Raw genomic sequence first — 19,440 nt, 5'->3', positions numbered from 1 at the left:
CGCTTCGAGGGAGGGAAGTATATGAAAATGAAATTGCTTTTGTTGGCAATGGCTTCCTTGGCGTTGATTTTTCAACTGCCGTTAAGTGCTCAGGCCGACAATGGCCCGGAAATTAAACTGAGAGGTGTGGTGGAAGGGTTTTATGGTACGCCATGGAATCACGCTCAACGCTTGGATATGTTGTCGTTTATGGCCAGTCAAAAATTGAATGCTTATATATACGCTCCCAAGGATGATGAGTTTCACCGTAAATTCTGGCGTCAGCCATATCCCGCCGACAAATATCAGGAGTTGGCGGAGCTGACCCAGAAAGCGAAGAAGCTGAACATTGATATTATTTTTGCCGTTTCACCTGGCAACGATATTGATTTTAACCCGCCGGGCTGCTATGACGACCGGGCAGCCATGGTAAATAAGCTGATGGCTATGTATGATATTGGTATACGGCATTTTGCCCTGTTTTTCGATGATATCCCGACGCTGAATGCCAAAGGCCAGGCTGAGTTTGTGAATTGGGTAAATGATAACTTTGTCAAAACCCGGCCGGATATTGCCCCATTGATTTTGGTACCGACGGAGTATCACTTGCATCAGATGGCACCTAATGGTCAGGTGACAGAGTATACCAAGACAATGGCCAACAGCCTGCAGGATGATATTATGGTGCTTTATACCGGATCTGAGGTGTGTCCGGATGGGCTGAAGCTGGACACGGTTCGGGCTGTGAACCAGCTTTATGGGAAAAAAATGGGAATTTGGTGGAATTATCCCGTTTCGGACTACATGAAGGAAAAACTGGCTTTGGGGCCGGTGGACAAGCTGGATAAAAAGCTCACCAATAAGGATATTTTTGCTTTTTTCATCAATCCAATGGAGAAGCCGGAGCTGTCAAAAATTGCTATCGCCACCGGGGCAGATTTTGCCTTGAATCCAGCTGATTATGATGAGAAAGTAGCTTGGGACCAGGCGATTCAGGATCAGTATGGTCAGTTGGCCGATGATATGAAGATTTTTGCCAATCACTCCCAGCGGCTGGAAAACAACTGGGCCCATATTGGCCGTCGGGATGCTCCGGAGCTTCGCAGTATGTATTTTGGACTGTGGAAGCTGGTTGAGTCCAAGAACACTATACCAAAGTTGGCTATGTTGGATAAGCTGACGGAGAACAATAAGACCAGGGCAAGGGCAATAAGCCGTTTGCTGAAAAATTTGCCGACCAAGGCATTGAATGAAGGCAAACCGCAGCTGGAACAGCTCCAGCGTATGACTGAGGCCGAAAAGTATGCTCTGCTGATATTACAGGACAAAACCACCAAGAAACAACGGACTGAGTGGTTTGCCAAGTTCCGGGAAATCAAGGAGCAGATTGCTGCCAATGAGAGTACAGCCAAAATATCGGAGGAGTCCCTGGGAAAATTTATAAACGACTTTGATGGATGGTATGGGGCAAAATCGGAAGAGATGAACAGTAATGATTGATTTTATTGCCAGACAATTTATAAAAGACAGTGAAAATATCAATGATGTAAAGGTCCGTACCCAGTATGGCTATCTTAGCGGTGGCGTGGGGATTGCTGTCAATGTTTTGCTGTGCTGTGTAAAGATGTTTATTGGGTATATCTCAGGCTCCATTGCCATTATTGGCGATGCGGTGCATAATCTGGCCGATGCCGGGGCCTCGGTGATAACTATTTTTGGTTATCAGCTGTCGGCCAAGCCGGCGGACCCGGAGCATCCCTTTGGCCATGGGCGCATCGAATATGTGGCCGGTCTGATAATTGCGGCCGCTATTTTGATTATCGGTGTAGAGCTGATGCGCTCCTCAGTGGAGAAATTGTTGACGGCTGAGCCCATGGAGGCTTCGCTGGAGGTGGTAATCATTCTGACAATTTCCCTGGCTTTACAGCTCTTGTTGGGGTTGTTTAACCGGGGGTTGGGCGAAAAAATTGATTCACCGGCCATGCTGGCCGCAGCGACGGACAGCCTGAGTGATTGTGTAGCGACCTTCGTGGTTATTCTTTGCCTGATTGTGAATCTGGTTATGGGCTTGGACTACGACGGTTATGCCGGTATAGTAGTAGCCCTGTTCATTATGCACAGTGGGTGGGGGGCCGCGAAGGATACCCTGCAGCCATTGCTGGGGCAGGCTCCTGATCCGGAATTTGTCCGCAGCATAACCCGACGGGTGTTGGAGGAACCGGAAATTATCGGTGTTCACGATGTGATTGTTCATAACTATGGTCCGGGGCGGATATTTGTGTCACTGCACGCCGAAGTACCGGCCAATATGACTCTGTTGGATGCCCATGGTATTATTGATAAACTGGAGCAGGCCATTGGGGACGAGTTCAAGGTATCAATGACCGTTCATATTGACCCTATGGTGGAAAATGACCCTGTACAAAATGAAATAAAAAATAAGCTGTACCATGTATTGGCGTCCATTGACCCGCTGTTTACCTTTCACGATTTTCATCTGACTGCCTCGGGCTGTATTGTGTTTGATGTGGCAGTTCCTTACAGCTGTAAGCTGGGTGATGAACGAGTGGTGTGTATGATTGAGGAAGATATCCATCAGGCCTATCCGCAGTATCAGCTTAAAATCCGGATAGATCGGCTGTAAATAACCTGAATTTTTTCAACTGTGTGTTGACAGGTATTTGTTTAAGTGCTATTATCATTTCTGTGAAGAAAATCTTCACCAATTTAATATTGATTGGAACAGGTGCCTATTACCGGTAGGAGCTGTCACGAAGTAAGTTCTTGGATATTCAGATGTACTGGATGCAGAATTTATTTCATGAAGGTTCTTGGGTATGGCCTAACAAGATAAGCTGGTTAAATGCCAGCACGGTCCCGCCACTGTGTCAGGGAGCGATATCACAATATGTCACTGGAGTATTCTGGGAAGGCGTGATGGAGCGATGATCTGGAGTCAGGAGAACTGCCTGTTTAACAATCACCGTTTGACCTGCGAGTGATGGGGAAGGGGATTTAGGCATTTATTAGTGTACAAATCCTGACTTGGTTAGTCAGGATTTTTTTATGAATACCTATGACATATAACCTTTTGTCAGCTTGCAGATTATGAGTTGTCAGAAGGTTTTTTCTTGTGGTTTCAGCGCTGCAAGGAAAGCATTGCTCATACATTTCATTCATTGGTTGCCCTGTGCAACGCTAGCTTTCGGGCAGGTGGAGCTGCTCGGAAGCTATCTTTCTTTTTCAGTGAGGTGAATTGCCTTTTAAGAATATAATAATAACTAGAAGTTATAATTATAGAAAATAATAACATAAGGAAAGTGTTTTATATTATTGTTACCTACTGCTAATTTATGCCTTGACATTTGTTTTGTAGATTGCTTTAATATAGAGGTTGCGTTTTGTAGCATAGTTCAAACTATTTTTAGGATTTTTTAGGGGGAGATTTTGTAATGGACACAGCAATAATTTTTATTGCGCTTATTGGTCTGATGTACATGGCTTACCGTGGGGCTTCCGTAATTTTGGTAGCGCCACTGTTCGCCGTAGTTGCTGCACTGGGAAGTGAGCACGCTGTTTTGCCAATCTTCAGTGAGCTGTATATGACAAAGGCAGCCGAGTATGTGAAGAACTACTATCCAATCTTTTTATTTGGTGCAGTGTTTGCCCGTCTAATGGAAAAGGGCGGTATGGCAGCTTCGGTAGCCGGTAAAATCATTGAGATTTTAGGTGAAAAACGGGCAGTTTTGGCTGTGCTTCTCGGCTGCGGTGCACTGACCTATGGTGGCCTCTCTGTGTTCGTGGTAGCTTTCGTTATGTATCCCTTTGGTGCAGTTGTATTCAAAAAAGCGGATATTCCAAAGCGTTTGTTGCCGGCAGCCTTGTGGATGGGCATTTTTTCCTTTGCCATGGTTGCTTTGCCAGGCACACCACAGATTCAGAACATTATCCCTTCATCATATTTTGGAACCTCTACTTGGTCCGGTATTGGAATCGGCTTGTTTGCCAGCGCAATTTTCCTCATTATGGGCTGGGGATGGATTTCATTTCGGGCTAATCGTTTGAAGGCTCAGGGCGAAGGCTATGGCCGCCATATTGAGTTTGGTCAGCGTCGTCATAAGTTGCCAAATCCTGATTGGAAGATTTCCTGTGTGCCACTTTTGATGGTTATTGTGTTGAATGTAATTTTGTCCAATCCTTTTGGCTGGGAGTGGGGCTTCCACTGGGATGAAAATTCCCTGGAATCGCTGGGTGGCTTAAAGTTGTCTCTGCTGGCTCATTCTGTAGCCAAGATTTCCGCTGGTTGGTCCATCAGTATTTCCCTGATTCTCAGCAGTATTGTAGCTGCGATTATTTCCCGTCGTCATCTGCGCCTCCAGGAAGGTATGCTGCCTACTATTAACAATTCGGCGGTTTCCTCCTGTAGTGCTGTTTTAAATGTAGCTTCCGGCTATGCTTTTGGTTGCGTTGTAGTAAGTCTGGGTGGTTTTGCCGTAGTTAAGGAGTTGCTTTTAAATCTTGATTTCGGTGGTGGCCCTTTATTTTCGGCGGTGCTTACTACCAATGTTATGTGTGGTATTACCGGTTCGGCATCCTCCGGTCTGACCATTGCCTTGTCCATGTTGGGTGAGCAGTGGGCACAGTTGGCTACTGCGGCTGGGATTCCATTGGAGGTTCTGCACCGAATTGTAGCGGTTGCCTCTATCGGTATTGACCCGGTACCACATGCCGGAGCTTTGGTAACTCTGTTGGCCATTTGTGGTCTCAGTCACAAGGAATCCTACGCAGATATTATCGTGCTGATGGGAATGAAATTCCTTGTTCCGTTCCTTTGTGTTATTTTCTATATGATTACAGGTATTGCATAATTTCGTTTTTTAAACTATATTTTTATTGTCTGACCTGTGATAGCTGTGAAAGATGTCATATTATGGCCTTTCTGCTTTTTGCAGAAGGGCCATTTATTTTAGGAGGATAATTATGGATTTGATAATGACAGGTATTGATTTTTTCCAGAAGGGCGGCCCGGTAATGTATGTACTGCTGCTTTGCTCTATGTTTGTGGTGGCCATTGCCATTGAACGGTGGATGTATTTTGGCAGTGCTGACCCTGGGAGAGCATTTGCGCAAAGCTTTGCTGATTGCATGAGTCGAGGAGAAACCGATGAAGCTGTGGCTCTGGCTAAAAAGACTAAGGGGGCGTTACCGTCGCTTTTGGCCAAGGGGATGTCTTTCACCGGCAATGAGACAGTTTCTCAGAAAACCTTTTTTGAGGTGCAGTCCGGTATTGCCTTGACCAGGTTTAGAAAGCGGCTGTACTATTTGAATGTAATTGTTACTATGGCACCTTTACTGGGGTTATTGGGAACCATCAGTGGTATGATTTCCGCCTTTAGCGTTTTCAATATCGAATCCGGGCAGGCCACGGCCATTACCGGTGGTGTGGGTGAGGCCCTTATTGCGACTGCTATGGGCCTGTGCACGGCTATTATTGCTCTGGCAGTACACGCTTATTTTACCCAGCGCATTGACAGTATTGTTTCCGATATGGAACAGTGCTTCTCCTTAGCGGAGGGTATGGCAGAGGAGAGTGAGTAATATGCGGATTAGAGACCGTCACGGCTTCGATAAGCCGGAAGTAATGATAATCCCCATGATTGATATAATGTTTTTCCTGCTGGTATTTTTTATGCTTAGCACTTTGTACATGGTTAATCTGAAAACCATACCGGTCAATATGCCAAAGGCCCAGAGTGCAGAAACCCAGATGAGTGTTACCTATCTGGTGACGATGAAAAGCGATGGTTCCTTATGGTTGGAGGACAAGCTGATCAGTGAAAAAGAGCTCTTGATGCGGGCTAAGGCCGAGAATGCCAAGAATCCACGCTTTGCTGTAGTAGTGCGGGCTGACCAGATGCTGGATTATGGTATGGTCATTGGCCTTTTGGATAAATTTAAGGCAGCAGGTGTTACCAAGTTTGGCTTGGCGGCTGATTCCGGGGGAAACTGATATGATGTCAGATAAGAAACGGGAATACCGGGCTTGGACTGGCTCGCTGGTAGTTCATTTGGTGATTTTTGCCCTTATATCCCTTTCCGGTTTATTTGTGATAGTAACTCCCAAGGCAGAACGGCCGGTAGATGTCACGCTGTACGATATGGATGCAGGTGGATCAGCGGGAGCGGCTGGTGCAGCGGCTCCCATGGAGGCTGCGCCACCACCGCCAGCGCCATCCTTTGATGATGTGGTGATTGACAACAAAAAGGAAAAATTACCGCAAATCGAGGAAAAATTCACCAAGGAACCGGAAAAGCAGGAGCAGTTTAAACAGGAACACCACGCTCCGGTGGCGCCTGTTTCTAACCCAATTTTTGCGGTTGGCGGTACCGGTGATGGCAGCGGCAGCAGCCTTTATGGTACTGGTTCGGGTAATGGAAGTGGTACCGGACTTGGTGGCGATGGAAAAGGCAATGGAACTGGCACTGGAACTGGTGATGGTACCGGGAGTGGCTCCGGTAGCGGCCAGGGCAAGCGTCCAGCTATTCCACCGGAACTCATTGCGGCTCCGGAGCCTATTTATCCAGAAAATCTGCGGCAAAAGAATATCAATGGCAAAGTAACTGTGAGGATAACGGTAGGGACCGACGGACAAGTGGAAAGTGCCGAAGTGGAGTCTTCCTCTGGCTATAGTGAAATGGATCAGGCTGCCATGGAGGCTGCCTGGGGATACCGATACACCACCGCGTACAACGAATACGGTGAGGCAGTTTCTTTCAGAAAAAGAGTAAGGATTACATTTAAACTCAGATAATTTCCGGAGTATATATGATTAAAATTGATAATCTGGTGAAGGAATTTACCATTAGGGATGAACATAAAAAAAGGGTAAAGCATCTGGCAGTGGATAACCTTTCGTTGGAGGTGCAGGACGGAGAGATTTTTGGCCTGTTGGGACCCAACGGGGCAGGGAAAACTACCACCATCCGTATGCTGACCATGGAGATGGAGCCGACGGCAGGCAATGTGGTGTACAATGGCTGCTCTATTTTTAAAGACCCCCTTTCCATAAAAAAGATGATTGGGGTAGTACCTCAGAATATCAATTTTGATAATGACCTAACTGTAGGCGAAAATATGGAGCTGCACGCCAAACTGCACCATATGCCGGTGACAGAGCGAAAACGGAAAATTGCTGAGATGCTGGAATTTGTGGAGCTGACTCATACGGTTAATTTGATGCCGAAGGCGTTGTCCGGTGGTATGAAACGCCGATTACTGATTGCCAGGGCGTTGGTTCATTCACCCCAAATCCTCTTTATGGATGAACCGACGGTAGCCCTTGATCCACAAGTACGCCGGCGTATCTGGGATCTTATCAGGGCCTTGGCGGCCAACGGCACAACGGTGGTGCTTACCACTCATTACATTGAGGAAGCGGAGGCTTTGTGCAACAGGGTGGCAATTATCAACACCGGGAAGTTGATTGATATTGATACACCTGAGTCATTTTGCAACCGGATGGGGAGAATGGCTGTGGAATGGGATTCGCCGGAGGGGCGGCAATATAAATTTTTTGACAGCCGGAAGGAAGCGGCGGCATATGCAGCGGACTTGGAGCATGGAGCGCATATCCGCAAAACTAATTTGGAAGATGCATTTATAGAGTTAACTGGCCGAAAGGAGGGCGTATAATGTTTTATGACATATGCACGGTCTTTTGGCGTGATTGGGTGGTGCTGAAACGGCGCCTCCCTAAATTTATTTTAAGCCGAATGGTAGCGCCTATGCTGTATTTGGTAGCCTTCGGCTGGGGATTGGGGCGGAATATTCAGGTGGGCAGTGGTTCCTATATTGATTTTCTTGTACCGGGTATCATGGCCTTAAATTCGATGAATATCAGCTATAACAGTTTGACACCTCTTTGTACGGAACGGGTTTATCACCGCAGCATTGGGGAGTATATAATTGCCCCTATGACTCCGTCGGCGTTTCTTGTTGGCAAGGTATTGGCCGCTGTGCTACGGGGGCTCATTTCGTCTGCAATTATTATGGGTTTAGCCTTCGCTTTTGGTGCGACCCTTAATATCACCGTTTTTTATATCGTGGTGCTTATTTTGAATTGTGTGATTTTTGCCGAGGTCGGTTTTTTTGCTGCGCTGTCCACGGACAGCTTTGAAGAGCTGTCTCAGGTGAATACCTATATTCTTCTGCCAATGTCCTTTTTGTGTGGCACTTTTTTTACTACAGCAGCTTTGCCGGATATTATTCGGGTGTTTATCGATATATTGCCGTTGACCCATACCAGTTATTTACTGCGGGGGATAGCTACGCAAAGCCCGGTGGCCTGGGAATCTGTTGCAGTGCTGGTACTTTATGCTATAATAGGGTTCATATTAGGGATGAAAGCATACAATAATCAGTTGAAATAAGGGAAGGCGTATGTTACAGCGATTGTTCAGGCACAGCAAGGGTGAGGGGGATGACTGCACCAGACTGTGCTGTACCAAAATAGAACATTTTACCGTTAAGGTGGGCAATCTCACGATTTTTGAGGATGTGAATCTTCATGTGCACTGTGGTCAGCTTACGGCCGTTATCGGTCCCAATGGAGCAGGGAAAAGCACTTTGCTTCGGGCAATTATCGGTGAGGTGAGTCATACGGGCCACCTTAATTATGTTGATGCCAAAGGGAAGCATACAGGCAAGCCGATAATTGGCTATGTACCCCAGTTTTTGAAGCTGGATGTCAGTGCCCCCATTACTGTGCTGGATTTATTTTCAGCCTGTCTGTCTGACCGACCGGTGTGGCTGTTTCCATCCAACAAGCGCCAACAGGTCCTGGATAGTCTGAAACGGGTTCGGGCGACAGAGTTGATTGACCGACGGCTGGGGGCATTGTCTGGCGGGGAGCTTCAGCGGGTGTTGTTGGCCCTGGCGCTTAATCCTATGCCGGATATTTTGCTATTGGATGAACCGGTGTCCGGGGTAGATCAGAATGGTTTGGAAATTTTCTATGATATCCTTGAAGAGCTGCAAAACAGTGAAGATATGGCCATTATTCTGGTTTCGCATGATTTGAATATGGTAGCCCGGCACGCCGACCAGGTGGTATTGATGGATAAGGGGGTTATTTGCAGCGGTACACCACAGGAGGTGTTTTCCGACAAGCGAACCCACAAGATATTCGGTATGCTGACTGATACTAATCGAAATTATGGCGGTACCGGCTTTGTCTGGGTCGAGCATAAATCATCACATCCAGCCAAATGCAGTTGCCCGGATTGCAATCCAAAGGAGGGTGAGCCATAATGGAGATTATTTACAGCCTTATGGATACGCTATTGCCCTTTGAATGGCTGAGCTTTGATTTTATGAAGAATGCCTTTTTGGCTATTTTGCTGATTACACCATTGTTTGGTCTGTTAAGCACCATGGTGGTATCCAACCGCATGGCTTTTTTTTCGGACTCATTGGGACATGGGGCGTTTACCGGCTTGGCTATCGGGGCGATTGCCGGCTTGCTGTCGCCGATGAGCTCGTTGGTGGCATTTTCTATAGTATTTGCCTTGCTGATTACCTGGATAAAAAATTATAGCTCTGCTTCTACCGATACTATTATTGGCGTTTTTTCCTCCACCGGAATTGCGGTGGGGTTGATGATAATGTCCTATGGTGGGGGCTTCAACAAGTTTTCCGGCTATCTTATCGGTGATGTGCTGAGCATTACTCCGGCGGAGATAGGTGCCCTGTTGGGCGTGTTGGTGCTGGTAGTTGTCCTCTGGGGGAGACTTTTTAATAAGCTGCTGCTGTTAAGTGTAAACCAGCCCTTTGCCCGTAGCCGTGGTCTGAATGTAATGCTGTTGGAAAGCGTTTTTGCCGTGATGGTGGCAGTGGTAGTGGCCATAAGTATTCAGTGGGTGGGATTGCTGATTATTAACTCACTGCTGGTGTTGCCGGGAGCTACTGCCCGCAATATGGCCAACAGTGTAAAACAGTACCACGCCTTGTCAGTGGGCAGTGCCATGATAGCTGGGATAACGGGACTGGTGTTGGCTTATCAGTTTAATATGGCAGCCGGAGCGACTATTGTGTTTATTTCGGCGATGCTGTTTTTCATCAGTATGGTATTCAAGGCAAAGTTTGTGAGATGATATGGGCGGTGGACACCATACTTATATGATTTTTGCCTTGCGCAATATAGAATATAATGGTATAATATCCCTCGTGATAATTTAATAAGCGCTCGTAGTCCAGTGGATAGGACGTTAGCCTCCGGAGCTGAAAGCGTGGGTTCGACTCCCGCCGAGCGCACCATTTATGCATTTTAAAGGCCTGTCGCAGTATTATACTGCGGCAGGCCTTTTGGGTGTGTTGTCTAACTGTTGAAATTTAGCTGATAATATAAATAAATGGCACCAACAATTTGTAACAGCAATATCAGTGGTATGCCAATTTTAAATTTGGCATGAAGGGTTTTGTGACGAAATAGCTTCATGGCCAGGAGGGCCCCAATGCCGCCACCCAGCAAAGCCACAATGAACAGGGAAAACTCCTGTACCCGCCACCAATCCTGCATGGCACAGATTTTGTCCCAGCCGTATACCACTAATGCAATCAGGTTAATCATCAGCAAATACACAATCAATACATTTTGCCATGTAAATTCCATATATTTCTCCTCCGTATATCATAAAGTTTCTCCCATACTGTTTATTCGTCATAAGGCAGGTCTTTCCTGCCTGACAGCGGAAGAAAACCATTTGATTGTGATGGTTATATTACTGACAGAGTGTTGGTTAAGGTGGACGGCAATATTGATGATAATGTATAATGAACTGAATTTGTGTTGAACTGGCGTGGAGGCGTTATGAAATACGGAAAAATAAAATGGGGGAGGTTTGTAGCCCGCCCTAACAGATTTATAGCCCAGGTGGATATTGATGGTGTGGTGGAAACGGTTCATGTTAAAAATACCGGTCGCTGCAAGGAATTGCTGTTGCCCGGGGTGGAGGTTGTACTGGAAGAAGCCACTAATCCTGACCGCAAGACAAAATATGATTTGATTGCCGTAGAGAAAGCTGGTCTGGGGCTAATCAACATTGACAGCCAGGCTCCCAATAAAATTGCGGCAGAGTGGCTGGCGGCCAAGAATTTTGATTATATCAAGCCGGAATATACCTATGGCACTTCCCGTATCGATTTTTATATGGAGCGACAGGGGACGAAGTTTCTGTTGGAGGTAAAGGGCTGTACTTTGGAACGGGATGGCATCGGATTTTTTCCGGATGCACCCACCCAGCGGGGAATAAAGCATATCCGTGAACTGATACAGGCTCAGCAGGAGGGCTATATAGCCGGCATTGCCTTTGTTATTCAGATGCCCAAAGTAAAAGAGGTGCGCCCCAATATTGAAACCCATCCGGCCTTTGGGGAGGCTTGGGAACAGGCCAAAGCATCCGGTGTGCGGATAATATTTTTAGGCTGTCATGTGGAACCACAAAGTATGACTTTGGATTATGACCGACTACAGGGGGAGCTTTAATCAAAATGGTTGCGGGCAGTGAGTATCAACCGCATGACCTGTTCCGCGGTATCTATGACATTTTGGCGGGCGTTAGGGGCATCCATTGCCTCAGCCAGTGATGATATCCTTTGCAGCACCGGGAAATAGGCATCTATACCGTGCTGGTTACATAGTCTGGCATCAGGTGCCACACAACCGGAAAGGGCTATTACGGGCTTTTGGTGGCGCTTGGCTATTTGGGCCACGCCAATCGGCGCCTTGCCCATAACCGTTTGGCTGTCCAGCCGGCCTTCGCCGGTGATGACCAGCTTGGCATCGGCTATATGGTCTTCCAGTCTGGTTTCAGCCAATACGATGCTGATGCCGGACTCCAGCGTAGCGTTGGTATAAGTGAGAAAAGCAAAGCCAAGCCCACCGGCTGCACCGGCCCCGGGGGTGGTGGGATTGGCCTGAGGATTATTTTTGCCGGATAATTCAGCATAATGGTTCATCCAGCTATCCATTAGGGGAACATCATCAGGCGTTGCCCCTTTTTGCGGTCCGAAAACGGCACTGCAGCCTGTTGCACCGCACAGGGGATTGGTGACATCGCAGGCAATTCGAAAAGTACATTCCTGCAGTTCCGGCAGGATATGGCTACCATCAATGCTGGATAATGCCTTTAACCCGATGGCACCGAAGGGAACCGGCTCTCCGTTAGCATCCAGCATCCGATAGCCCAGTGCCTGCAGCATACCAATCCCACCATCGTTGGTGGCACTGCCACCAATTCCCACAATGAACCGACGGCATCCCTTATGAATGGCGTCCAATATTAGTTCGCCTACGCCATAGGTAGTAGTGTGCAGCGGACTGCGCATTTCTTCTGGTATCAGAGTGATACCGGCGGCTGCTGCCATCTCTATAATGGCGGTTTTTTTATCCTGTAAAATACCATATTGGGCGGTTACCGCTTTACCCAAGGGACCGGTTACTGTAACTGTCTGCAGCGTTCCTCCCATACCCAGAGTAAGGGCTTCTACAGTTCCTTCACCTCCGTCAGCTAATGGCATTACCGTTACCTGAGCGTCAGGACAAGCATTAAGAATACCGGAACGGACGGCCTGACCGGCTTCCAGTGAAGTAAGGCTTCCTTTGAACGAATCGATGGCCACTACGATTTTCATAAATAACCCTCCAACTTGTATCATTTGTTTTATTATAACATAACGCAGCTGTACGAATTTTCTGCTGATAAAAAGTTATGGGGAGAATCTATACGGATACCGGGAAATACTAAATTTCCGGTGGCACTCAGTGCTATAATAAGTTGACACTTACCTGTATTTTTGCTAAAATTCACACTGTGATGAAGAAGAGGAGTAGTCCCATAAAGAACTGCCACGAAACAAGTTCCTATTCAGCGATGCAGGGATGGTGGAAGCCTGCTGCCGGGATGAATGGCGCTTTGGAGCAATACAAGCATATCCATTAAGGTGGAATACTGAAATTCAGTATTCAAACAGGGTGGAACCGCGGGTTATCTCGTCCCTGTAACATTATTTTATGATGTTACAGGGATTTTTTATTTCTGTAACAAATTAAGGAGGCATTTTTATATGAAGTTTCAGGAAATTATCCTGGCCCTTCAGCAGTTCTGGTCTGAGCAGGGCTGTATTTTGGGCGAACCTTACGATGTAGAAAAGGGTGCCGGTACCATGAACCCATTTACCTTTTTGCGGGTTTTGGGACCTGAGCCATGGAATGTGGCTTATGTAGAGCCATCCCGCCGTCCGGCTGATGGCCGTTATGGTGACAATCCAAACCGTTTGTATCAGCATCATCAGTTTCAGGTTATTATGAAGCCATCCCCTGACAACATTCAGGAGCTTTATTTGGCATCCTTGGAGCGGCTTGGTATCAATCCAAAAGAACATGACATACGCTTTGTTGAGGACAACTGGGAGTCACCTACGCTGGGCGCTTGGGGCCTTGGCTGGGAGGTTTGGCTGGATGGTATGGAGATTACCCAGTTTACTTACTTCCAGCAGGTTGGCAGCCAGGATATTAAGCCTACTGCTGTAGAAATCACCTATGGATTGGAGCGCCTCGCCATGTACATTCAGGGCGTGGAAAATGTTTATGATATCCAGTGGACAGCTGATTATACATATGGTGATGTATTCCATCAGAATGAATTTGAACAGTCCACCTATTCCTTTGATTTGTCTGATGCTGACCTCCTCTTTGATCTCTTTGACAAGTATGAGAAGGAAGCTGTTCGGGTTATCGAAAAGGGTTATGTTCATCCCGCATATGATTATGTTTTGAAGTGCTCCCATGCCTTCAATTTGTTGGACGCCCGTGGCGCTATCTCCGTATCGGAGCGGGCTGCTTTTATAGGTCGCGTTCGTAAATTAGCCCGTATGTGTGCGGTATGCTATCTCAAGCAGCGTGAAGAATTGGGTTATCCAATGCTGGGAAAGGGGAAGAAGGCATAATGAGCAAGACTTTATTATTGGAAATTGGTACTGAGGAAATACCGGCTTACGCTATGCCGGGCATTATTGCTCAGTTAAAGGAAAATGCAGAAAAGACCTTTGAGGATTTGCGCCTGTCCTTTGACAGCGTTAAAACCATGGGAACTCCACGCCGGTTGGCACTTTTGGTGTATGGACTGGCTGAAAATCAGGCGGATCTGTCCAAGGAAAATCGTGGCCCGGCTGTAAATATTGCCTTTGATGCCGATGGTAATCCGACCAAGGCGGCAGAAGGCTTTGCCCGGGGACAGGGAATTGAAGCCAAGGATTTGGTCACCAAGGATGGCTATGTATATGCCATGGTGCATGAGGTGGGTGGCAAAACCATTGATTTGCTCAGTGCTACCCTGAAGGGGCTGGTTGATGGTCTTAATTTCCCGAACAACATGCATTGGGCTGATTTGGATTATAAATTTATCCGGCCACTCCGTTGGTTAGTAGGTCTTTACGGCGAGGATGTTATTGAATTTGAGACAGCTAATGTTAAGTCCGGTCGTATTTCTCGCGGTCATCGGTTCCTCTCGGAAGGGGATTTTGAAATCAAAAGTGCTGACAACTATGAAAAGGCCTGCGAAGAGCAGTTTATAATTGTTGACCATAATCGTCGCCGTGAAATGATTCGTCAGCAGATTGTGGAGCTGGCCCAGTCCAAGGGTGGTAAGGCACAGATTGAGGATGGCCTGCTGGAAGAAGTGCTTTATTTGGTGGAGTATCCGACAGCCCTGTGTGGTACTATTGATGATAAGTATTTGAAGCTGCCGGCCGAGGCAGTTATTACCCCGATGCGGGATCATCAGCGGTACTTCCCGGTACTGAAGGATGGCAAGCTGATGCCACTCTTTATTACCATTCGTAATGGTGGCAAGGAACATCTGGAAGTGGTTCAGCATGGCAATGAGCGGGTTCTGCGGGCCCGTTTGGAGGATGCCCAGTTCTTCTTTGATGAAGATCGGAAAAAGTCTTTGGCTGAACACTGTGATAAATTGAAGACTGTCGTATTCCAGGAAGGTCTTGGTTCCATTTATGACAAGGCGGGGCGTTTAGAGGTGCTGTCTGCTTATATTGCCGATGAACTGAAGGTTTCAGCTCAGGATAAACAGGATGCTGTCCGGGCTGCCAAGCTCTGCAAGGCTGACCTGGTAACTGGTATGGTAACAGAGTTTACTGAGCTTCAGGGTGTTATGGGCCGGGAGTATGCACTTCTCGATGGGGAAACTGCAGCAGTTGCTCAGGCTATTGATGAGCATTATATGCCAAGAAGTGCCAGCGATGGGCAGCCTGCCTCGGTGGCTGGCCGCATTGTTTCTTTGGCCGACAAGATTGATAACATGGTGGCTACCTTCAGCCGTGGCTTGATTCCAACCGGATCACAGGATCCATTTGCGTTGCGCCGTCAGGCTCTTGGCGTGGTGAATATGCTTACGGAAGCCCAGTATCATATTTCCCTGTCCGGTTTGGTGAGCAAGGCCATGGAATTGCTTAATATTTCCGATACAAAGGCTCAGGCCAAGATGCAGGCTGATGTGGAAGAATTTATGAAGCTGCGCCTGAAAAATGTTTTATCCGAAGCTGATATCCGTTATGATGTGGTAGACGCGGTATTCGTTAATATTGACGATATTTATGGGGCTACCCTTAGAGCAAAGGCAGTGGATGAGGCCGTTAAAAAGGGCATGGATACCGATATTCAGGCCTTCAATCGGGCTGGCAACATTTCCCGTAAGGATGAGACGGTTCAGGCGGTATGTGATGAAGCACTCTTTGTGGATGCGGCCGAAGGTAAGCTCTGTGAGGCTTATCAGACCGTTAAGTCCCAGGTAGATGCTCTTGCTGCCAAGCAGGATTATGCCGGTGCTGTTGCTGAGCTGACCAAGCTGGCTGCACCGATTGATGGCTTCTTTGATGCAGTAATGGTTATGGACAAGGATGAAAAAATTAAGAATAATCGCCTTGGGCTGTTGAAGGCTGTTGATCAGCTGATTTGTACAGTAGCTGATTTCAGTAAAATAGTTTTGGCATAAAAACAAAATAAAAAATGCTGTTCCGGCTGGAACAGCATTTTTTGTTATACCTTTAATCCTTTACAACCTCAGCCAAAGTACCGGCTACAGCCTTGCTCATAATATCCAATGCAGTATCTACTGCTTTGAGATAAAGCAGACCGGCATCTGCTACACCGCGACCGTTAGCAACAGCATTGAGGTCGATATATTCATGAGTTGGCAGGTTACTGCGCTCTGCAGCAATTTTTTCCTTGAGAATAGCTTCAATAGCTTCCTTAGTCATTTACGACTCTCCCCTCTAAAACATATTTAATACATTATAGCATATTACCTGACTTAGTGTATACTGTTTTTCACAGTTAACCCACAATGCCCTTGACATAGATGGGGCAAAATGGTAGCTTTGATATGTAGTCGGATGTATATAGTATTTTCACAAGGGTGGTGCAATAGATGAAGGTACGGGAACGCACTGAGGAAAATGAGTATAAGCTGTTATCTCCATTGGCGGCCAAGAGTCGGGATGCCCAGCGGGAGCGGCCGGAAGCGGATTGTGACTATCGTAGCCGATTCCAGCGGGACCGGGACAGGATAATTCATTCCAAGGCTTTTCGCCGGTTGAAGCACAAGACCCAGGTGTATATTATATCCGGTGACCATTATCGTACCCGGATGACCCACAGTTTGGAGGTCGCCCAGATAGGTCGGACTATCGCTCGCAGTCTGCAGCTCAATGAGGACCTGACAGAGGCCATTGCTCTTGGACATGATGTGGGACACACGGCCTTTGGTCACGCCGGTGAAGCCGCTCTGGACAAACTTACCGGCCATTTTGCCCACAACGAACAGAGCCTTCGGGTGGTGAAATATTTGGAAAAGGGCGGACAGGGACTGAATCTTACCAAAGAAACCATGGATGGTATATTGCACCATAGCGGCAATGTATTACCTTTTACCATGGAGGGGAAAATAGTTCATTGGGCAGATCGGATAGCCTATCTTTGCCATGATTTTGACGACAGTATGCGGGCGGAGTTTTTAAAACCGGCCAGCCTGCCAAAGCTGGTTATGGAAAAAATTGGCGTAGATACATCAAAAATGATTACGGCAATGGTGTCGGATATGATTGTTACCTCGGAACAGGCTGGGGATATAACCTTTTCTGAGGAAATGAACGAAGCCATGAGCGTTTTCCGTCAGTTTATGTTTGAAAATATATACCATTCGGAGCGGTTAGCAAAAGAACGGAAGCAGGCTGTATTTGTTTTGCAGCAGCTTTTTGAGTATTTTTCCAAAAATCCTGACCGGATGCCGGTGGAATTCCAGCAACGCCAGAGCCAGTGGGGATTGGAACAGACTGTGGTGGATTATGTGGCTGGCATAACAGACAGCTACGCAGTTCAATTGTTTAATGATATTTATATGCCGCCCATCGGCGTAATGGTAAAATGATTAGATTTGTCAAGAATTATTTTACGATTTTAAGATAAATTATTAGAAAAAAAGGATATTTAAGTTTTTTATTGAATATAAACAGTGCAAAAGGGTTTTATGCCTTTGCACTGTTTTCGTGTTGAGTAAAGGATGAGTATGAATGGCAATGTTTTTGCCAGATGAGTTTGTTGAGCGGGTTCGCAGTGAATCCGATCTGGTTTCGGTGGTGTCAACTTATGTGCAGCTGAAGCGCAAGGGAAACCGGTATTGGGGCTGTTGTCCATTCCATCAGGAGGATACGCCGTCGTTTTCCGTAAAACCGGATGAGGGGTTTTTCTATTGCTTTGGATGTCACACAGGTGGCAATATATTCAAGTTTATATCCCTGATTGAAAATATTTCCTACTATGAGGCCATTTTGTTTCAGGCTGAGCGGTTGAATATCCCTCTACCGGAACGGGAGAAAACTCCGGCGGAGATAGCTCGGGACAAAAAACGGGATGAGCTGCGGGAATTGCATGAGATGGCCGGTAAATTTTTCCATAACTGTCTGACCATGACTAATTATGGAAAGGCTGGCTTGGCATATTTTCACAAACGGGGCATAGGCGATGATATAATAGAAGAGTTTCAACTTGGTTTTGCCCCGGATGCCTGGAACAAGCTTACTGATGCCTTTGCCAAACGAGGTGTTAACCAGGATCTGCTGCTGGAAAGCGGCCTTGTGGTGAAGCGACAGCAGGGCGGTGGTGAATATGATCGGTTTCGCAATCGGGTTATGATACCCATCATGGATGAGCGGAGCCGAATATGTGGCTTTGGTGGCCGGATTATTGCCGAAGGCAATCCAAAGTATTTGAATTCACCGGAAACTATGCTGTTCAACAAGCGGAAATTGCTTTTTGGTCTTGATAAGGCCCATCGGCATATTTCCCAGGCTGGTTTTGCTCTGGTAGTGGAAGGCTATATGGATGTTATTTCCGTATTTGCTGCCGGTATCAAAAATGTGGTGGCATCTCTGGGAACGGCCTTTACGGTGGATCAATGCAAGAAGCTTTTGCGTTATGCTCCGGCGATTTATTTTTGCTATGACAGTGATAATGCCGGCCAGGAAGCTATAGCCAGAGCCTTGGGGATAGCCGGAGAAACTAATGCCCAGATTAAGGTGGTACAGCTGCCGGATGGCAAGGACCCGGATGAGTTCATTCAAAAGCATGGGGCAGAGGAGTTCCGCCAGGTGGTAAGCAAAGCCATTTCAGTAGTGGATTTTCGTCTGAAACATATTATGGCCCACAGTGATGTGAGTGGCCTGGAAGGTCGCCTTAGGGCCTTGACGGAGATGTTGCCGGTTTTGGGTGACATAAAAAATTCCGCCGAGCGCAGTGCTTATGTGTCTAAAGTGGCCAAGTTGCTAAGTGTGTCAGAAAATGATATACTAGTGGAACTGACTAAAAAGGGTCATGGGTATGGCACCAGACAGACTGACAGCCGGAATGTGAAGAATGTGGTGCGTCAAGTGGATGATGCAGGACGCCGGGCTGGTCGGGTCGTTATTCGTATGGTGTGGGAAGAACCAGCTGTACTGGACCATTTTATCAGTATGGTACCGTTGGAGTCTGTACCTGATCCGGTGCACAGGCAAATCTTGTCTGGCCTTAATGAAAAATTTCGGGCCGGCGAACCGGTAAAAGACATAATGAGCCTGTCTGATTTGGGCGATGAGGCTACGGCTGAGTTATCCCGTTCTTTGGTGGAGGATTTGGGTGAGGAGGATATTTCCTTGCTATATGAGGCCTGTGTCCGCCAATTAAGAAGAAGTTTTCTGGCAAGCCAGTATGAGGTGCATTCGATGAATGCTGAGAGATTACATCAGCAGGGCGATGCAAGATATATGGATGAGCTGGCGGCCAGTCAGAAAATAAAGCAAGAAATGGATGAATTACAAAGTGTTGATTGATAGTGAATGCACATTATATATAG

18 protein-coding genes, 1 tRNA gene and 1 riboswitch are annotated in these 19,440 nt (G+C 46.9%); of the genes, 16 read left to right on the top strand and 3 right to left on the bottom strand.

Going from position 1 to position 19,440, the window contains the following annotated elements:
* The first annotated feature begins 21 nt into the window (after nucleotides 1-21).
* The 11 genes from QZV24_RS01190 (at nucleotide 22) to QZV24_RS01140 (ending at nucleotide 10,294) form a co-directional block, all read left to right on the top strand.
* Nucleotides 22-1,479 (top strand): protein O-GlcNAcase, encoded by a 1,458-nt coding sequence (locus tag QZV24_RS01190; RefSeq protein WP_294518923.1) that lies wholly within the window; start codon nucleotides 22-24, stop codon nucleotides 1,477-1,479.
* Nucleotides 1,472-2,623 (top strand): cation diffusion facilitator family transporter, encoded by a 1,152-nt coding sequence (locus tag QZV24_RS01185; RefSeq protein ID WP_294518920.1) that lies wholly within the window; start codon nucleotides 1,472-1,474, stop codon nucleotides 2,621-2,623. The genes QZV24_RS01190 and QZV24_RS01185 overlap by 8 nt, the downstream gene beginning before the upstream one ends.
* 164 nt (nucleotides 2,624-2,787) lie before the next feature.
* Nucleotides 2,788-2,967, top strand: a riboswitch (cobalamin riboswitch).
* Nucleotides 2,968-3,431: 464 nt separating this feature from the next.
* Nucleotides 3,432-4,847, top strand: a complete 1,416-nt coding sequence (locus QZV24_RS01180) for a GntP family permease (RefSeq protein ID WP_290655816.1) — start codon at nucleotides 3,432-3,434, stop codon at nucleotides 4,845-4,847.
* A 112-nt stretch (nucleotides 4,848-4,959) separates the two neighbouring features.
* Nucleotides 4,960-5,577, top strand: coding sequence for a MotA/TolQ/ExbB proton channel family protein (locus QZV24_RS01175; protein WP_294518917.1), 618 nt, complete (start codon nucleotides 4,960-4,962; stop codon nucleotides 5,575-5,577).
* A gap of 1 nt (nucleotide 5,578) precedes the next feature.
* Nucleotides 5,579-5,989, top strand: a complete 411-nt coding sequence (locus tag QZV24_RS01170) for a biopolymer transporter ExbD (RefSeq protein ID WP_290655813.1) — start codon at nucleotides 5,579-5,581, stop codon at nucleotides 5,987-5,989.
* 1 nt (nucleotide 5,990) lies between these two features.
* The gene (locus tag QZV24_RS01165) at nucleotides 5,991-6,791 is read left to right on the top strand and encodes an energy transducer TonB (protein ID WP_294518914.1); all 801 of its coding nucleotides are present in this window, start codon (nucleotides 5,991-5,993) and stop codon (nucleotides 6,789-6,791) included.
* 14 nt (nucleotides 6,792-6,805) lie between these two features.
* Nucleotides 6,806-7,672, top strand: a complete 867-nt coding sequence (locus tag QZV24_RS01160; RefSeq protein ID WP_294518911.1) for an ABC transporter ATP-binding protein — start codon at nucleotides 6,806-6,808, stop codon at nucleotides 7,670-7,672.
* Nucleotides 7,672-8,409 (top strand): ABC transporter permease, encoded by a 738-nt coding sequence (locus QZV24_RS01155; protein WP_290655807.1) that lies wholly within the window; start codon nucleotides 7,672-7,674, stop codon nucleotides 8,407-8,409. Before QZV24_RS01160 ends, QZV24_RS01155 begins: the two co-directional genes overlap by 1 nt.
* A 10-nt stretch (nucleotides 8,410-8,419) precedes the next feature.
* A complete protein-coding gene (locus tag QZV24_RS01150; protein WP_294518907.1) occupies nucleotides 8,420-9,289 on the top strand; it encodes a metal ABC transporter ATP-binding protein in 870 nt (289 codons plus the stop codon).
* On the top strand, nucleotides 9,289-10,131 hold the full coding sequence (locus QZV24_RS01145) for a metal ABC transporter permease (protein WP_294518904.1): 843 nt from the start codon (nucleotides 9,289-9,291) through the stop codon (nucleotides 10,129-10,131). The genes QZV24_RS01150 and QZV24_RS01145 overlap by 1 nt, the downstream gene beginning before the upstream one ends.
* 88 nt (nucleotides 10,132-10,219) lie before the next feature.
* Nucleotides 10,220-10,294, top strand: a tRNA-Arg gene (locus QZV24_RS01140).
* 61 nt (nucleotides 10,295-10,355) lie between these two features.
* Here the strand turns inward: QZV24_RS01140 and QZV24_RS01135 are convergent.
* Nucleotides 10,356-10,649 (bottom strand): DUF1294 domain-containing protein, encoded by a 294-nt coding sequence (locus QZV24_RS01135; protein ID WP_294518901.1) that lies wholly within the window; start codon nucleotides 10,647-10,649, stop codon nucleotides 10,356-10,358.
* Nucleotides 10,650-10,847: 198 nt separating this feature from the next.
* Between QZV24_RS01135 and sfsA the strand changes: the two genes are divergently transcribed.
* Nucleotides 10,848-11,522: a DNA/RNA nuclease SfsA gene (gene sfsA, locus QZV24_RS01130; RefSeq protein WP_294518898.1), complete on the top strand. Its 675-nt coding sequence runs from the start codon at nucleotides 10,848-10,850 to the stop codon at nucleotides 11,520-11,522.
* Here sfsA and QZV24_RS01125 read toward each other — a convergent pair.
* The gene (locus QZV24_RS01125; RefSeq protein ID WP_294518895.1) at nucleotides 11,519-12,670 is read right to left on the bottom strand and encodes a glycerate kinase; all 1,152 of its coding nucleotides are present in this window, start codon (nucleotides 12,668-12,670) and stop codon (nucleotides 11,519-11,521) included. The genes sfsA and QZV24_RS01125 overlap by 4 nt on opposite strands.
* A 432-nt stretch (nucleotides 12,671-13,102) precedes the next feature.
* Here QZV24_RS01125 and glyQ point away from each other — a divergent pair, with 432 nt between their 5' ends.
* On the top strand, nucleotides 13,103-13,984 hold the full coding sequence (gene glyQ, locus QZV24_RS01120; protein WP_294518892.1) for a glycine--tRNA ligase subunit alpha: 882 nt from the start codon (nucleotides 13,103-13,105) through the stop codon (nucleotides 13,982-13,984).
* Nucleotides 13,984-16,044, top strand: coding sequence for a glycine--tRNA ligase subunit beta (glyS, locus tag QZV24_RS01115; protein WP_294518889.1), 2,061 nt, complete (start codon nucleotides 13,984-13,986; stop codon nucleotides 16,042-16,044). The genes glyQ and glyS overlap by 1 nt, the downstream gene beginning before the upstream one ends.
* Nucleotides 16,045-16,096: 52 nt before the next feature.
* Here the strand turns inward: glyS and QZV24_RS01110 are convergent, their stop codons facing one another.
* Nucleotides 16,097-16,309, bottom strand: coding sequence for a hypothetical protein (locus QZV24_RS01110; RefSeq protein WP_290655793.1), 213 nt, complete (start codon nucleotides 16,307-16,309; stop codon nucleotides 16,097-16,099).
* Nucleotides 16,310-16,479: 170 nt separating this feature from the next.
* Between QZV24_RS01110 and QZV24_RS01105 the strand changes: the two genes are divergently transcribed.
* Both QZV24_RS01105 and dnaG read left to right on the top strand, forming a co-directional pair.
* On the top strand, nucleotides 16,480-17,478 hold the full coding sequence (locus tag QZV24_RS01105) for a deoxyguanosinetriphosphate triphosphohydrolase (protein WP_294518885.1): 999 nt from the start codon (nucleotides 16,480-16,482) through the stop codon (nucleotides 17,476-17,478).
* A gap of 142 nt (nucleotides 17,479-17,620) precedes the next feature.
* Nucleotides 17,621-19,417: a DNA primase gene (gene dnaG, locus QZV24_RS01100; protein WP_294518882.1), complete on the top strand. Its 1,797-nt coding sequence runs from the start codon at nucleotides 17,621-17,623 to the stop codon at nucleotides 19,415-19,417.
* The last annotated feature ends 23 nt before the right edge of the window (nucleotides 19,418-19,440 follow it).

The sequence above is a fragment of the uncultured Anaerovibrio sp. genome, assembly GCA_902786545.1.
Taxonomy (GTDB): domain Bacteria; phylum Bacillota; class Negativicutes; order Selenomonadales; family Selenomonadaceae; genus Anaerovibrio.
Note: the sequence above shows the minus strand (reverse complement) of the source record. Positions and strands in the feature narration are given on the sequence as shown.

Bases quoted from the DNA above. Each gene is read 5' to 3' on its own strand.
- QZV24_RS01190 (WP_294518923.1), top strand. From the start codon at position 22: ATGAAAATGAAATTGCTTTTGTTGGCAATGGCTTCCTTGGCGTTGATT.
- QZV24_RS01185 (WP_294518920.1), top strand. From the start codon at position 1,472: ATGATTGATTTTATTGCCAGACAATTTATAAAAGACAGTGAAAATATC.
- QZV24_RS01180 (WP_290655816.1), top strand. From the start codon at position 3,432: ATGGACACAGCAATAATTTTTATTGCGCTTATTGGTCTGATGTACATG.
- QZV24_RS01175 (WP_294518917.1), top strand. From the start codon at position 4,960: ATGGATTTGATAATGACAGGTATTGATTTTTTCCAGAAGGGCGGCCCG.
- QZV24_RS01170 (WP_290655813.1), top strand. From the start codon at position 5,579: ATGCGGATTAGAGACCGTCACGGCTTCGATAAGCCGGAAGTAATGATA.
- QZV24_RS01165 (WP_294518914.1), top strand. From the start codon at position 5,991: ATGATGTCAGATAAGAAACGGGAATACCGGGCTTGGACTGGCTCGCTG.
- QZV24_RS01160 (WP_294518911.1), top strand. From the start codon at position 6,806: ATGATTAAAATTGATAATCTGGTGAAGGAATTTACCATTAGGGATGAA.
- QZV24_RS01155 (WP_290655807.1), top strand. From the start codon at position 7,672: ATGTTTTATGACATATGCACGGTCTTTTGGCGTGATTGGGTGGTGCTG.
- QZV24_RS01150 (WP_294518907.1), top strand. From the start codon at position 8,420: ATGTTACAGCGATTGTTCAGGCACAGCAAGGGTGAGGGGGATGACTGC.
- QZV24_RS01145 (WP_294518904.1), top strand. From the start codon at position 9,289: ATGGAGATTATTTACAGCCTTATGGATACGCTATTGCCCTTTGAATGG.
- QZV24_RS01135 (WP_294518901.1), bottom strand. From the start codon at position 10,649: ATGGAATTTACATGGCAAAATGTATTGATTGTGTATTTGCTGATGATT.
- sfsA (WP_294518898.1), top strand. From the start codon at position 10,848: ATGAAATACGGAAAAATAAAATGGGGGAGGTTTGTAGCCCGCCCTAAC.
- QZV24_RS01125 (WP_294518895.1), bottom strand. From the start codon at position 12,670: ATGAAAATCGTAGTGGCCATCGATTCGTTCAAAGGAAGCCTTACTTCA.
- glyQ (WP_294518892.1), top strand. From the start codon at position 13,103: ATGAAGTTTCAGGAAATTATCCTGGCCCTTCAGCAGTTCTGGTCTGAG.
- glyS (WP_294518889.1), top strand. From the start codon at position 13,984: ATGAGCAAGACTTTATTATTGGAAATTGGTACTGAGGAAATACCGGCT.
- QZV24_RS01110 (WP_290655793.1), bottom strand. From the start codon at position 16,309: ATGACTAAGGAAGCTATTGAAGCTATTCTCAAGGAAAAAATTGCTGCA.
- QZV24_RS01105 (WP_294518885.1), top strand. From the start codon at position 16,480: ATGAAGGTACGGGAACGCACTGAGGAAAATGAGTATAAGCTGTTATCT.
- dnaG (WP_294518882.1), top strand. From the start codon at position 17,621: ATGGCAATGTTTTTGCCAGATGAGTTTGTTGAGCGGGTTCGCAGTGAA.